Source organism: Microbacterium sp. SORGH_AS_0421 (genome assembly GCF_030818635.1).
Lineage (GTDB): Bacteria > Actinomycetota > Actinomycetes > Actinomycetales > Microbacteriaceae > Microbacterium.
This window is the reverse complement of the sequence record NZ_JAUTAO010000001.1, coordinates 1,473,052-1,487,605: the sequence shown is the minus strand read 5'-3', so window position 1 is coordinate 1,487,605 and position 14,554 is coordinate 1,473,052. Positions and strand designations below refer to the sequence as shown.

Annotated in this window: 8 protein-coding genes; 1 reads left to right on the top strand and 7 read right to left on the bottom strand. The window is 70.8% G+C overall.

Annotated elements, in window-relative coordinates; genetic code table 11:
* The first annotated feature begins 98 nt into the window (after positions 1-98).
* Positions 99-575 (top strand): dehydrogenase, encoded by a 477-nt coding sequence (locus QE416_RS07015; RefSeq protein WP_210072449.1) that lies wholly within the window; start codon positions 99-101, stop codon positions 573-575.
* A gap of 331 nt (positions 576-906) precedes the next feature.
* On the opposite strand, the gene QE416_RS07010 is transcribed toward QE416_RS07015, so the two are convergent.
* From QE416_RS07010 to QE416_RS06980, 7 genes are all read right to left on the bottom strand, one after another.
* The gene (locus tag QE416_RS07010; RefSeq protein WP_210072450.1) at positions 907-2,454 is read right to left on the bottom strand and encodes a DEAD/DEAH box helicase; all 1,548 of its coding nucleotides are present in this window, start codon (positions 2,452-2,454) and stop codon (positions 907-909) included.
* A 217-nt stretch (positions 2,455-2,671) separates the two neighbouring features.
* Entirely contained in the window at positions 2,672-3,247 is a 576-nt protein-coding gene (locus QE416_RS07005) for a DNA-3-methyladenine glycosylase I (protein ID WP_307314731.1), read from the bottom strand.
* Between the two features lie 97 nt (positions 3,248-3,344).
* Positions 3,345-5,447 (bottom strand): acyl-CoA dehydrogenase, encoded by a 2,103-nt coding sequence (locus tag QE416_RS07000; RefSeq protein ID WP_267789273.1) that lies wholly within the window; start codon positions 5,445-5,447, stop codon positions 3,345-3,347.
* Positions 5,448-5,825: 378 nt separating this feature from the next.
* A complete protein-coding gene (recQ, locus tag QE416_RS06995) occupies positions 5,826-7,865 on the bottom strand; it encodes a DNA helicase RecQ (RefSeq protein ID WP_307314726.1) in 2,040 nt (679 codons plus the stop codon).
* A 95-nt stretch (positions 7,866-7,960) separates the two neighbouring features.
* Entirely contained in the window at positions 7,961-11,965 is a 4,005-nt protein-coding gene (gene eccCa, locus QE416_RS06990; protein WP_267789271.1) for a type VII secretion protein EccCa, read from the bottom strand.
* A complete protein-coding gene (locus QE416_RS06985; RefSeq protein ID WP_307314724.1) occupies positions 11,962-12,969 on the bottom strand; it encodes an RDD family protein in 1,008 nt (335 codons plus the stop codon). The genes eccCa and QE416_RS06985 overlap by 4 nt, the downstream gene beginning before the upstream one ends.
* Positions 12,966-14,330 (bottom strand): hypothetical protein, encoded by a 1,365-nt coding sequence (locus tag QE416_RS06980; RefSeq protein ID WP_307314722.1) that lies wholly within the window; start codon positions 14,328-14,330, stop codon positions 12,966-12,968. Before QE416_RS06980 ends, QE416_RS06985 begins: the two co-directional genes overlap by 4 nt.
* Between the last annotated feature and the right edge of the window lie 224 nt (positions 14,331-14,554).

Below are 14,554 nucleotides of genomic sequence, written 5' to 3'. Positions count from 1 at the left end.
GCGCGACATGCCGGCGACGGGGAACGGGACATCGCGCTCCGGAGCAGCACGCGGGACGTTTCGCAGGATCATGCGGCAGAATGAACGCGGAGGTTTCCATGAGCGATCCGATCCCGACGATGCCGTCATCTGCGGATGCCGCCGGGACCAGCCCCGTGCCGCTCGCGCACGCGGCGGCCGAGTGCCCGAAATGCTTCACCGAGCTGCAGAGCGACCGTGATTGGTGGCGTGCGCGGCCCGCGGGCTCACGCCTGGTCGGGCTGGTGGTCTCGCGCCCCGACATGGAGACCGTCAAGCAGCAGCGCGACGACCTCACACGTTTCGGCGTGCCGATCGAGGGCTTCCGTCACCCCGCGCCCGAGACGCTCGAGGGCTGGGCGAACCGGCTCGACCGCTTCTTCGGGACGCTGACCCGCGGCGATGTGCTCGTCGTCGCGAGCATCCACGCGCTCGGGCTGACGCGCGAAGACGAGACCCGCGCGGTCGCCGATCTCCGTCGGCGCGGCGTCATCGTCAAGGTGCTCTCGCACGGCGACCGTCACCTGCACGACGCGACGCTTCCCCCGCGCGGCTGAGGGCCGGCTTCGACTCCGGGCCGTCAGGCGGAGTCCAGGCCGAAACGCCGGGCGCGCGGCATCCTGAACCGGTGCGTCGGGACCGCACTCCGCACGACGGCACGCGACCCCACCCCGGCGCCCGCGGCATCCTGAACCGGTGCGTCGGGACCGCACTCCGCACGACGGCACGCGACCCGGCCCCGGTGGCCACGGCATCCTGAACCGGTGCGTCGGAACCGCACTCCGCACGACGGCACGCGACCCCGCGCCGGCGACCACGGCACACGACCGTCCGTAGACGCGACGGTGCCCCCGTGGACGAATCCACGGGGGCACCGAGAAGCAAGGATCAGCCCTGGGCGCGACGGTTGGTGCGGGGGCTGCGTGCTCCCACGACCATGCCCGTCGTCGGGCTGCCGGATGCCGAGCGGCCCGCGCCCTGTGAACGCGAGGCGCCCGCACCGGCTCGCTGTCCGCCACCGGCACCCGCACCGCGGCCGGCGCCGGAACGCTGGCCCTGTCCACGGCCGCCCTGGGGCGCGTGACCGGCTGCGGCGGGAGCGTCGGTCGACTGGCCACCGGCACCACGGCCACGACGACGGCGTCCGCCACCGGCGGAGGCGGCATCCCCACCCTGCGCGCGCTCGGCGCGCTTGCGCTGAGCGTTGGCGCCCTGCGAGCGTCCCCCACCCTGCGGCTGAGCGACGACCGGCTCGGGCTTGACGTACGGGGCGACCTCGCCGACGAGGGCGACGACCTCGGGAGAGGTCGGGGTCACCGCGGTGGGCGTGGCCGAGATCTTGGCCTTGCGGAGGATGTCGAGGGTGTCACGACGCTGCTCGGGGAGCATGATCGTGACGACGTCGCCGGCGGTACCGGCGCGCGCCGTACGACCCGAGCGGTGCAGGTACGCCTTGTGCTCGACGGGCGGGTCGACGTGGACGACCAGCTCGACACCGTCGACGTGCACGCCGCGGGCGGCGACGTCGGTGGCGACGAGGACCTTGGCGCGGCCGTCGCCGAAGGCGGCCAGGTTGCGGTCGCGCTGCGGCTGCGAAAGGTTGCCGTGCAGGTCGACCGAGGGGATGCCGGCGGCGGTGAGCGCCTTGGCGAGCTTCTTGGCCTGGTGCTTGGTGCGCATGAAGAGGATGCGACGGGCGGTGCCCGAGGCGAGCGTCTGCACGAGGTCCTTTTTCGCGTCGGCATCGGCGGGGGCGAAGACGTGGTGGGTCATGGCCGCGACGTGCGAGTGCGCCTCGTCGACCGAGTGCAGGACCTCGTTGCGCAAGAAGCGCTTCACCAGCTTGTCGACGCCGTTGTCGAGCGTCGCCGAGAACAGCAGACGCTGTCCGCCGGCGGGCGTGCGCGACAGCAGGCGCGTGACGCCCGGCAGGAAGCCGAGGTCGGCCATGTGGTCGGCCTCGTCGAGCACGGTGATCTCGACGTCGTCGAGGCTCGCGTGGCCCTGGCCGATGAGGTCTTCGAGGCGACCGGGGCACGCGACGAGGATGTCGACACCGCCGTTGAACGCGTCGACCTGACGCTTCTGGTTGACGCCGCCGTAGACGGTGGTGGTGACCAGGCCGTAGGCCGCGGCGAGGGGCTTGATGACCTCGTCGATCTGGTTCGCGAGCTCACGGGTGGGGGCGAGCACGAGCGCGCGGGGCTTGCGTCCACGGCGACGGTCGTTCTTGCCGGCGAGACGCGCGACGAGGGGCAGGGAGAAGGCGAGGGTCTTTCCCGAGCCGGTCTTGCCGCGACCGAGCACATCGCGCCCGGCGAGCGTGTCGGGCAGGGTGTCGGCCTGGATGGGGAACGCGTCGTTCTTGCCCTGCGAGGCGAGAACGTCGACGAGGGGGGCGGGCACGCCGAGGTCGGCGAAAGTCTGGGACGTCATGAATACTCCAGCCGCGGCGCACGCGCGCACGGCGATTCGGGATGCCGCGATGCTGCGGCTGCATGGGCGAAGGCGCCGGGTGGCGCATCCGTTCGCCGTGAAGGTCAAAGGCCCGAGAAGAAGGGGCCGGTGCGTTCGACGACGCTGGGAGCGAAAGCTCCACGCTGCAGTCTACCCGTGCGAGGCGGCCCGGAGCACATCGACCCCGCCGAACCGGTCAGGAGGCGGCGGCGCGCCAGCACCCGGCGACGTGGTCGTCGACCATGCCCGAGGACTGCATGAGCGCGTACATGGTGGTGGGACCGACGAACCGGAAGCCACGGCGACGCAGTTCTTTGCTCATCGCGGTCGACTCTGGTGTCACCGCGGGAACCTCGGCGAAGGTCGCCGGCGGCGTGTGCTCCGCGGGTGCAAAGGACCACAGCAGGGCATCGAGTTCGCCCTCCCCCATCCGGGTGACCAGGGCGGCGTTGCCGATCACGGCCTCGATCTTCGCGCGGTTGCGGACGATGCCGGCATCCTGCATCAGACGCTCTATGTCATCGGACCCGAAAGCCGCGACCTCCGCGGGGTCGAAGTCGAGGAAGACCTCGCGGAAGCGCGGGCGTTTGCGAAGGATCGTGATCCAGGCGAGACCGGCCTGAAAGCCCTCGAGGCTCATCTTCTCGAATAGCCTGCGGTCACCGCGCAGGGCAGTGCCCCACTCTTCGTCGTGGTACCGCTGGTACTCGGCATCGGCACCTGCCCACGCGCAGCGAGCGGTGCCGTCGACGCCGATCAGAAGGTCGCTCATCCCCCCAGGCTAGAGCGGAGCTCCGACATCGCTCTGCGCGAGTCGGAGCGCGAAGCGGACGGCGGTGCCCCCCTCTGACCACCGCCCGCCTCGCGCGTCACTTGGCGGGCTTCTTCTCCGGGATCGGAGCGGTGCCCGCGGCCTTCTGCGCGGCGTAGTACGCCGCGGCTTCGTTCTGACGGTCGTTCTCGACACCCGATGCGATGGAGGCGCGGATGTGCTCGGGACCGTAGCCGAAGGCGTCGACGAGGTCCTGCGCGTGCGGGCGGAGACGAGCGCAGAGCCGGTCGATGTAGCTCGACACGGCCGCACCCCGCTGTGCCGAGAGGCGCCCGTTGATGAGGTACCAGGCGAGGTGCTTCTCGACGAGCTGGAGGCCGAAGAGATCGCGCAACCAGGTCAGCACCGTGAGGGTGTCGCGGTCGGTGATGCGGTTGATGGCGTCGGTGAACGCCTCCCATTGCAGCAACTCACCGTGGGCACGCGCGGCCTCGATCAGCTGCGCCTGGTTCTCGTTGAACAGCGCGGCCGCGTCTTCACGGGAGAGCTTGGATGCCGGGCGCAGACGCCCCGCGATGTCGGCGATCATCTGCTGCACGCGACCGGCGAGCAACTCGTGCTGCTGTTCGGCACGCAGGCCCTTCTCGACGGAGCGGGCGGTAGAACCGAAGTCGCTGACGGCCTGCCCGAGCTGGCGCATTCCGGCACCGTGGAAGAGCTTGCCGGCGGTCTGACCGACCGCGAAGGCGGCGAGCTGCTTGGCATCCTTGCCCTTGAACTGCTTCGCGTAATCGGCGAGCAGTCGCTTGCCGACGAGCTGCAGCAGGATGTTGTTGTCGCCCTCGAAAGTGACGTAGATGTCGAGGTCGGCGCGCAGGCCCACAAGACGGTTCTCGAAGAGGAACCCCTGGCCGCCGCACGCTTCGCGAGACTCCTGCAGGGTGTCGAGGGCGTGCCAGGTCGACAACGGCTTGAGCGCGGCGGCGAGCGTCTCGAGGTCTTCGCGATCGGCGTCCGTGTCGAGGCGCCCGCTAAAGACGCCGTCGAACTTCTGCAGGAACTCGTCGTGCGCGAAGATCTCGGCGTAGGTCGTCGCCAGGCGCGGCAGGAGCCGACGCTGGTGCTTGCCGTAGTCGAGCAGGGTGACCTCGGGGGTGCCGTTGCCCGAGTCGAACTGGCGCCGCTGGTTGCCGTAGGTGACGGCGATGATGAGGCCGATGGCCGAGGCCCACGCGGCGGCCCCGTCGAGCGAGACGCGGCCCTGGACGAGCGTGCCGAGCATGGTGAAGAAGCGACGGCCGGGGCTGGCGATGTCGCTCGAGTACGTTCCGTCGGCGGCGACGTCGCCGTAGCGGTTGAGCAGGTTCGTGCGGGGGACGCGCACCTGGTCGAAGTGCAGGCGCCCGTTGTCGATGCCGTTCAGCCCGCCCTTGAGACCGTCGTCCTCGCCGCCGATACCGGGGAGGAAGTCGCCTTGTTCGTTGCGCAGGGGCACGTAGAAGCAGTGCACGCCGTGGTTGACGCCCTGGGTAATGAGCTGTGCGAACACGGTGGCCGCCTTGCCGTGGAGGGCGGCGTTGCCGAGATAGTCCTTCCACGCCCCGCGGAACGGCGTGTGGATGACGAACTCCTCGGTCTCGGGGTCGTATGTCGCGGTGGTGCCGATCGCCGAGACATCGGATCCGTGACCGGTCTCGGTCATCGCGAAGGCGCCCGGGATCTCGAGGCTCATGATGCCCGGAAGCCACTTGTCGTGGTGCTCGCGGGTACCGAGCTGGAGAACGGCCGAACCGAAGAGACCCCACTGCACGCCGGATTTGATCTGCAGGCTGGGGTCGGCGGCGACGAGCTCCTCGAAGCCCGCGATGTTGGCACCGTTGTTCTCCTCGCCCCCCAGGCGCTTGGGGAACGCACGGTGCACGGCCTTGTTCTGAACGAGCAGGTGCAGCTGGCTGAGCGTGCGCTCGCGGTGCGCGTCCATTCCCAAGCTGTCGTCGCGCCACAGCGCGGGGTCCTTGATCATCTCGCGCGCCTGGCGGCGTGTGTCACCCCAGGTACCGAGCAGGAGGTCGGTGACACGCTCGGTGTCGATGCGGCCTTCGGCCGCTTCGGCGGCGGTGTGCGGCGCGGTGGGCGCGCCTCCGACGGGAGTACGCGTGCTCGTGGCGGGCGTGGTGGGACGGACGGCGGCGTCGGTCATCTTCGGCACCTTTCGACGTTGCAAAGGACGCTTCATACGGTAGGTCTTCCACAACGTGCACCCAAACGACCTGTGAGATGTGCACAACGCCCCCGCCTCCCGTTTCGACGAGTCGTTGTGGGTGGTCAACATTCCCGTGAGCGCGCTGAGCGCGGCGGATGCCGTGGGGTCGGTGCGTACCGCTCGCCCGGGTCGCGCGGTCGAGCCCCCGAGACGGCATCTCGCTGACGAGTCGCTAGCGAGGTGTCGCCGGTTTGTCAGCGAGATGCCGTTTCGCAGTAGCTCGCGGCGGGAGCAGGGTCCGAGCGAAGGCGCGCGACCGCGGCGGGATCCGGGCCGCCGGGTACGGGGCGTCCAGACCACCCGGGCGCGGCGCCGTCAGTTCGCGGCGACCACCGTCAGGATGCCGTCGCCATACGCCTCGCGCTTCTTGGCGCCGATGCCGGTGATCCCGTCGAGGTCGCCCACGGAGCTCGGGCGTGCGGCGGCGATCGCCCGCAGGGTGGCGTCGCCGAACACGATGTACGCGGGGACGCCCTGCTCGCGCGCTCTCTCGGCACGCCACGCGCGCAGCGCCTCGAACAGGTCGCGGTCACCGGCGGCCACGTCGTCGGCGCTGCTTTTGCGTGCGCGACTCGAGCCACCGCCGCCGCCCGTGCGACCGAGGGCATCGCGACGAAGCGGAACCGCGGTCTCACCGCGCAGGACACCGGCGGACGCCTCGCTGAGGGCGAGGGTGCCGTAATCTCCCTGGGCAGCGATGATCCCTCGAGCCAGGAGCTGACGGATGACGCTGCGCCAGTCCTGGTCCGACAGGTCGGCCCCGAGCCCGTAGGTGCTGAGCCGATCGTGTCCCTGCTGGGCGATGCGCTCGGTCTTCGCACCGCGGAGGATGTCGATCAGATGGCCCGCGCCGAAGGCCTGACCACGCTCGCGCTGGAGGCGCACGATCGTCGACAGCAGCTTCTGCGCCGCGACGAGGCCGTCCCACGTGTCGGGCGGGGTGAGACAGGTGTCGCAGTTGCCGCAGGGCTCGGATCGCTGCCCGAAGTAGTCGAGGAGGTTCTGCCGTCGGCATCCGACCGTCTCGCACAGGGCCAGCATCGCGTCGAGGTGCTGCCCGAGCCTCATCTTGTACGAACGGTCGCCGGGCGACTGATCGATCATGCGGCGCTGCTGCACGACGTCGCCGAGCCCGTAGGCCATCCACACGGTCGACGGGTCGCCGTCGCGGCCGGCGCGACCGGTCTCTTGGTAGTAGCCCTCGACGGACTTGGGCAGATCGATGTGAGCGACGAAGCGCACGTCGGGCTTGTCGATGCCCATGCCGAAGGCGATCGTGGCGACCATGATGACGCCGTCGTCGCGGAGGAACCGTGACTGGTTCGCTGCGCGCACCGAGGCGTCGAGACCCGCGTGATACGGCAGGGCGTCGAGACCCTGCGAGCTGAGGTAGGCCGCCGTCTGCTCGACGCTCTTACGGCTCAGGGCGTAGACGATGCCCGCAGAGCCCTCGGGCTGCGACCGGATGAACTGGACGAGCTGGCGACGCGGATCGACCTTGGCGTCGATGCGGTACTGGATGTTGGGTCGGTCGAAGCTGGCGACGAACCCGCGGGCGTCGCGCAGGCGCAGACGCTCGACGATCTCTTGGGCGGTGGCCGGGGTGGCCGTCGCCGTGAGCGCCATACGCGGGACGTCGGGGAAGCGGTCGGCGAGGTCGCCGAGGGCGAGGTAGTCGGGCCGGAAGTCGTGGCCCCACTGCGACACGCAGTGCGCTTCGTCGATGGCGATGACGCTGAGGCGACCGCGAGCGAGAAACGCGAGGGTCGGCGCGCCGTTGAGCCGCTCGGGGGCGACGTAGAGCAGGTCGAGTTCTCCGGCGAGGTAGGCCTGCTCGACGGCCTGCCGCTCGGCGGGCGCCTGTGTCGAGTTGAGGTAGCCCGCGCGAACGCCGTTGGCGATCAGGGCCTCTACCTGGTCGTGCATGAGCGCGATCAGCGGGCTGACCACGAGACCGGTGCCCGGCCGCACGAGCGCGGGCACCTGGTACGTGACGCTCTTGCCGCCGCCGGTCGGCATGAGCACGACGGCGTCTCCGCCGCCGACCACGTGCTGCACGATCTCGGCCTGGTCGCCGCGGAAGGCGTCGTACCCGTAGACCTCGTGCAGGACCTCGCGCGGGTCGCGACCCGTGAAGTCGCGGACGGCGGGGAGCTCTCGTGCGGTGCCGGTGACCGCGGCGGCACGAGCGAATGACGACGACGGGTCGACGGGCGGCGGCGGCGCGTCGAAGTCCTCGGGAGGTGCGAACTGATCGGGGTCCCAATCGGCCCCGGCATAGGGATCTTCGGGGAGGTCGTACGGCTCGGGCGGCGCGTCGGCGTACGACTCGGATGCGGCGCCGGGATAACTCACCCCCCAACGGTAACCCGGGCCACCGACACGCACACCGCCCCGGCATCCGTCGGGGGACACCGGGGCGGGAATCGCTCCTGGGGAGGAACGACGGATCAGTGCGACGGCGGGGAGAACACCAGCTGGGAGGCGAGCAGTCCCTGCTCGCGGCTGACGATCTGAGCACGGCCGGGCGCCGCCCGCTCCGGCTTCACGCGCCCGATGAGCGCCCCCTCTTCCGGGTTGCCGCCGAGCAGGATGCCGGTGACGCCCAGGTCGGTGAAGCGCTGGATGATCGGATCGTACGCGGCACGGCTCGCCCCACCCGACCGCCGGGTCAGGATGACGTGCAGCCCCAGGTCGCCTGCCTGTGCCAGCAGCGGCTGCAGCACCGCGATCGGGTTGCCCTGACTGGTGGCGACCAGGTCGTAGTCGTCGATGAGGATGAAGCCCTCGGCGCCCTTCCACCAGCTGCGCTCGCGCAGCTGGGTCGGCGTGACGTCGGGCCCGGGGATGCGCGTCGCGAAGTACTGCGACAGGTCGTTCATGCCGCCCGTGGCCAGGTCGTGAGAGGTCAGGTACGCGCCGAGGTACTCGTCGGGGATCTCGCCGAGCAGAGCGCGCCGGTAGTCGACGACGAAGATCTTCGCCTCGGCCGGGGTGTACAGCCGCTGGATCTCTTTGGCCACACCGCGCAGGAACGACGACTTGCCCATCCCCGAATCGCCGTAGACGAAGAGGTGCGGCTCCACCCGCGGGTCGATCCCGAAGGGCGACAGCTGCGCCTCCTCGATACCGAGAAGCATGCGACGATCCCCCGGTTCGGCGAGAGCGCGCACCTCGTCGAGCGAGATGTTCTCGGGCAGCAGGCGAAGCTTGGGACCCGGCTCCCCGTGCCAGGCGTTCGTGATCTTGCCGATCATGTCGGCGACGCCGTCCGCGATGGTCGAGGGGTCGTCCGACCCGTCGATGCGAGGGACCGAGGTGAGCATCTGCAGCTTCGACGTGGCGAGCCCGCGGCCCGGTTGCCCCACCGGCACGTTGGCCGCCTGCTTGCGGTCGACGTCGGAGTCCGTGGGATCTCCCAAGCGCAGCTCGAGACGCGTCTGGATGAGGTCCTTCAGGTTGGCGCGGATTTCGAGCCACCGGTTCGCGGTGACGACGACGTGCACGCCGAAGCTCAGGCCGCGCGCGGCGATGGTCTGCACGCGCGCTTCGAGCGGTTCGAACTCCGACCGCAGCGTCGACCACCCGTCGATGATGAGGAAGACGTCGCCGAAGCCGTCGTCGAGACGCCCCTCGCGCCGACGCGAGCGGTAGGTCTCGATCGAGTCGACCGCATTGCGGCGGAAGTACTGCTCGCGCGCATCGAGCACGGCCTCGACCTCGGCGATCGCACGGCGGACGGCCTCGGGCTCGGTGCGGGTGGCCACACCGGAGATGTGCGGGTGCTGCTGCATGGCGGTGAAGCCACCGCCGCCGAAGTCGAGCACGAAGAACTGGAACTCCTGCGGGGTTCCCGTCAGCGCCAGGGCCGAGACGAGCGTGCGCGCGAGGGTCGACTTGCCGCTCAGCGGCGAACCGACGATCGCGACGTGACCGGCCGCACCTCCGAGCGACACCGTGAGGTGGTCGCGGCGCTGCTCGAGCGGGATGTCGACGACACCGATCGGCACCGTGAGGGCGCCGGCGTCGCGCCAGCGTCGCGAGACGAGACCGAGGGCGGGGTCCTCCGCGAGGTCGGGCATGAGCTCGTCGAGCGGGGCGGGGTCCGCGAGCGGCGGGAGCCACACCTGGTGCGCCTCGGGACCGCGGTCCTTCATGCGGTCGACGGCGATCTGGAAGGTCGAACGCTTGTCGGTCGCCGGGGTCGCGATGGCTGCGGGGCTGGCATCCGTCGTCTCTTCGACCGGGTCGTCGTCGGGCTGGGCGAGAGCGGTGAAGACCTCGACGCGTGCGGGCCCAGTCGCCTCCGACTCGGGGTCGTCGACGTTCAGACGGGCGTTGCCCTTCGGCCGCCCCGAGACGTACGCCGCGCGGAACTGCACGAGGTTCTCGGTGTCGCTCTTGAGGAAGCCGACGCCGGGCTCCTGCGGCAGCGTGTACGCATCGGGCGTGCCGATGATCGTGCGCGATTCGGCGGCCGAGAAGGTGCGCAGACCGATCCGGTACGACAGGTACGTGTCGAGACCGCGCAGCTTGCCCTCTTCGAGACGCTGGGATGCCAGCAGCAGATGGACGTGCAGAGATCGACCGACGCGACCGATGTTGAGGAAGCTGTCGACGAACTCGGGCTTGGCCGTCAGCAGCTCGGAGAACTCGTCGACGACGACGAGGAGGGCCGGAAGGGGAGCGAGGTCGGACCGACCGCCCAAACGCGCGGTCTCGTACTCGCCGACGTTCGCGAAGTTGCCCGCGGCGCGCAGCAGCTCCTGCCGCCGCACCACCTCGCCCTGCAGGGCGTCCTGGAAGCGGTCGACGAGAGCCAGCTCGCTGCCGAGGTTGGTGATGACCGCCGACACGTGCGGCATCTCGGCCATACCGGCGAAGGTCGCACCACCCTTGAAGTCGACGAGCACGAAGTTGAGCTGTTCGGGAGAGTGCGTCATGGCGAGGGCCAGCACGAGCGTGCGCAGCACCTCGGACTTTCCCGAACCGGTCGCGCCGACCATCACGCCGTGCGGGCCCATGCCCTGCGACGCGGACTCCTTCAGGTCGAGGACGAGGGGCGCGCCCGAGGGCTCCTGGCCGATCGGCACGCGCAGGCGGTCGCGCTCGAGACGGCGGGTCCACGCCTGGTCGAAGTTCACCGTCCGCACATCGGGCAGGCCGAGGAGCTCGGTGAGCTCCAGCTGACCCTGCGTGGTCGGCGCATCGACGACGACCATGGGCGCCGGCCGCAGCGGCATGAGCCGTCGGGCGGTGGCCTCGGCCTCGGCGACGGTCATGGCATCCGGGATGAAGGTCTGGGCCCGACCCGCTCCGTCGATGAACTCGGCGGGAACAGAGACGGGCTTCTTCTCGGTGCGGCGGCCTCGCGCGACCACGGGTGCTTCGGCGAGCGCGACACGGGCAACGTGGGGGTCGTCGAGTTCGTCCCAACGCGTGGGGAGGTCGATCACGGTGACACCCTGCGCACCCTCGAGCCCGACGAGCGGGCTGTTCGTGGGGGTCTCGACGCCGTCGACGATCAGCACCACGTGCGGTGTCACCCCGCCACCGGGCGTGAATCGCGGACGTGTGGAGAGCTGCGGCGGCAGCATGTCGACGAGTTCGTCGAGGGATGCCGAGATCATGCGCGCGGGCCCGAGCCGGTCCTGCACGCGCGAGGACATCGCGTGCGGGAGCCACTTCGCCCAGTCCCACGCGGGCATCTGCGCGGGACCGGCGAGGATCGCGATGATGACGTCCTCGGGGTCGTGCAGAGTGGCCGCGGAGGCCACGAGCGAGCGAGCCAGGCTGCGGACGGCGTCTTCGTCGGAGCCCACGAGCTCGATGCGCGAGTAGTCGCCGAGGGGGAAGCCCAGCGGCAGGTCGCGCTGCATCTCGTGCGTGAGCATGAAGCGGTGCGCGGCCGAAGCGGCGACCGGGTCGAGCTGGGCCAGCGGCGGGAGCTCGGGCGCCTCGAGCGTGAGGCTGAGCGGCTGGTCGGTCACCCCGATACGGGCAAGGAGGAACGTCTCGTCGCCGGGCTGGCGCTCCCAGACGCGCGAGCGCTCTTCGGCGATGAAGGGCAGCGCGGCCGGAGCCGGCATGATCCACCCACCGTGACGGCGCTGCTTGCGGGCGGCGACACGCACGGTGTCACGCAGGTCGGAGAGGTAGGCGAGGTACTCGCGCCGGTTGCCGAGCACCTGCGCATTGCGCTGGGCGCGCTGACGCCACCCGTTCACCGCGACGAAGCCGAGCGACGACAGCAGGAACATGCCGCCGATGAGAAAGCCCGTCGGCCCGCTGTTCGAGATGGTCACCATCACGATGGCGCCCACGCTGCCGAGCATCGGCAGGAGGGAGGTCAGGATGCCGCTGCCCCCCTCGTTCGGGACGAGCTCGGGCGGCGGCTGGAGCACGATCCGCCCGTTGGGCAGGGACGGCGGGGCGATGCGCGGACCCGTGCTCACACCGGACCTCCGATCAGACGACTCAGGGTGAAGACGCGTTCGCTGAGGCGCACGCGGGTGCCCTCCTCGAGCAGGGTGCGCGAACCGGGGCGGAGAACGTGGACGGTGCCGTCGTCGTCGATCAGCTCGGATCCGTTGGTGGACCCCGCGTCGGTGACCCACGCCGTCTCGCCGTCATGCTCGAGGCGCAGGTGCGTTTTCGAGATCAGACGGTCCGGGTCGTCGACCGAGATCAGCACGTCGTTCGGCTGGTCGGCCACGGGGGCGCGACCGAAGTTCACGGCCGCGGGCAGGTCGAACTGCTCGCGCTGCCCCGTGTCGAAGACGACGAGCAGTTGCGCACGGCCGACACCCGTGGTTCGCACCGGAGCGCTCGGCGTCGGGGCGGCGGGCTCGGGGGCGATGGTCGCGGGCCGCTCACCCGCGACGCTGGGCGCCTCGATCGCGACGATGGGGGCGTCCCAGGACGGCGCGAGAGGCAGGGCCGCCGCCGAGGCGTCCATCCGCAGGGGCTCGCGGGAAGCGCCGGTGCGTTGCACCGTCGGCTCCGACAGGGCGCGGGGCTCATCGGCATCCGGAGCCTGTCTTCCGCGGGGAACGGACAGCAGAACGGTTCCCGCGGCACGATCGGCCCAGGAACGCCGACGGCCCGATCTGTCGAACGCCGCCGAGGCCACGACGACCCAGGCGCCGGCCAGCAGCACGAAGCCGCCGAGCACCACGAGAAGGCCGCGGACGAAGGCCCGCCCGGCGCCCGGGACGACGGGCTCCTCGACGCGCGCGGTGCGCAGACCGAAGAGCAGGGCGCCGGGGGTGAGGCCGCGTCGCGCCTGCAGGATCCACAGGCCGAGTAACGCCTCGGCGGCGACCGCCGCGCCCAACACGGGAGATGCCAGGAGGGATGCCACGACCGAGACGATGACCACGAGGGCCGCGTCGACGCTGAAGGCTCCGATGCGCACCCCCACCGTCGCGGGCGCGCCGAATGGCGTCAGCTGCGTCATGTCGCCATCATCGCACGCGCGATCTCCACCGCTCCGGCGGCGAGCATGCCCGCCGGAAGAGACAGGGCCGTGGCCAGCGCCTCGAAGATGTCGCCGGTGCGAGACCAGCCGAGAGAACGCAGGCCGCGACCCACCGGGACGACCAACAGGGAAGACCCGAGACCGACCAGCAGAAGGATGCCGGCGAAGACGACGAGCATGTCGGAGGACACCCTCGGCAACAACGCCATCAGCACGGCGACCACCACGGCGGCAGCCCCCAGACGTTCCACCCAGCGCAGGAACGGCACGGTGCTGCGACGCGAGCTGAGCAAGAGAGCGAGGACGACCGTGGCGGCGAGCCCGATGCGCCCGCCGAGCACGACCGGGTTGTCGGTGTCGAAGGTCGGCAGCGCGGTGAAGGCACTGGCAGCCCCGGCGGCGATCAGGAGCACCACGCCGATCGTGAGGCGGGCCGTGGAGCGCTCGACCAGCGCGTCGGCGTCGTCGGCTTCGATCGTGCGCACCTCGTCGGGGAGGTTCTGCCGCACCGTCCACCGCGTGCTCTGGAAGCGGCCGTAGTCGATGAAGGTACCCGGGGCCACGTCGACGAGGCTCGACTGCAGCACGCGTTGCGCGACCGGCACGAGGCCGAGAGTCACGGCCGCCGGCGCCGATGGATCGAGGTGCATCAGCAGCGAGAGGCCCCACACGGCGGCGAGCACCGCGAGGACGATCGTCGCGGTACGGCTCTGCGCGCGCAGCGTCTCGGTGGCCCCGAGCACGCCGATGACTCCGGCGACGACGGCGGCGGCGAGCAGCCCCGTGAAGACCGCGACGAGGGGGGCGGCGGCAGGAAGGCCCGGGACGACGGCGACCCCGCCGCCGAACGCCAACGCGATGACGCCCACGACGGGGGCGAGGATCGCCGTTCGCGAGCGAGCGCGCAGGGCGAAGACGGCGCCCGCGACGAGAGCCGCGAGAAGGGCCAGCATCGCAACGGGCACGCGCACCGAGGGGGACAGACCGTCACCGCCGACCAGACGAAGCAGGGCCAGGATGCCGCCTCCCGCCGCGAGCACCCACCATACGGCCGAGACACGCCTGGCGTTCGGCGCCGCGGCGGCGCGAGCGACGGCGTCGGGCAACGAGGCGCCGGGGTCGACGAGGACGAGGATGACGCCGTCGTCGAGCGAGGTCATCACGGTCGCCCGGTCGATCTCGCGGCCGGAGATGCCCACCACGCGAGTGCCGTGCGCGGTGTCGGAACCGGCGGCGCGCAGCACGTCGTCGACGCGGGCTCGCAACGGAACCACCAGATCGAAGCGGGAATCACCGTCGATCAACGCGACGCGTCGCCCCTGCATCACTTCCGCGCTCAACGGTCCCCCTCGTTCTCGCGCCCTCCGGCCCACGGGCCGCAACCGCACCAGCGTATCCGTCTCGCGCGGGCCCGTGTTGCTCTTTCCGCGGTTCACCGGGGATAAAGATGAGAGTTTTGTCATCTTTCAAATTGCGCAAGAGGCTTGAACCGGGGGGCCGGTTTACGTATGTTCGAAGTCCGGTGGGGGGCTCCGGTTCCTCCGCCGACGCCGTGTGCGGGTCC

What these genes read in the sequence shown, in the direction of transcription:
- QE416_RS07015 (WP_210072449.1), top strand. Translation starts at nt 99, where the DNA reads ATGAGCGATCCGATCCCGACGATGCCGTCATCTGCGGATGCCGCCGGG.
- QE416_RS06985 (WP_307314724.1), bottom strand. Translation starts at nt 12,969, where the DNA reads ATGACGCAGCTGACGCCATTCGGCGCGCCCGCGACGGTGGGGGTGCGC.
- QE416_RS07000 (WP_267789273.1), bottom strand. Translation starts at nt 5,447, where the DNA reads ATGACCGACGCCGCCGTCCGTCCCACCACGCCCGCCACGAGCACGCGT.
- QE416_RS07005 (WP_307314731.1), bottom strand. Translation starts at nt 3,247, where the DNA reads ATGAGCGACCTTCTGATCGGCGTCGACGGCACCGCTCGCTGCGCGTGG.
- QE416_RS07010 (WP_210072450.1), bottom strand. Translation starts at nt 2,454, where the DNA reads ATGACGTCCCAGACTTTCGCCGACCTCGGCGTGCCCGCCCCCCTCGTC.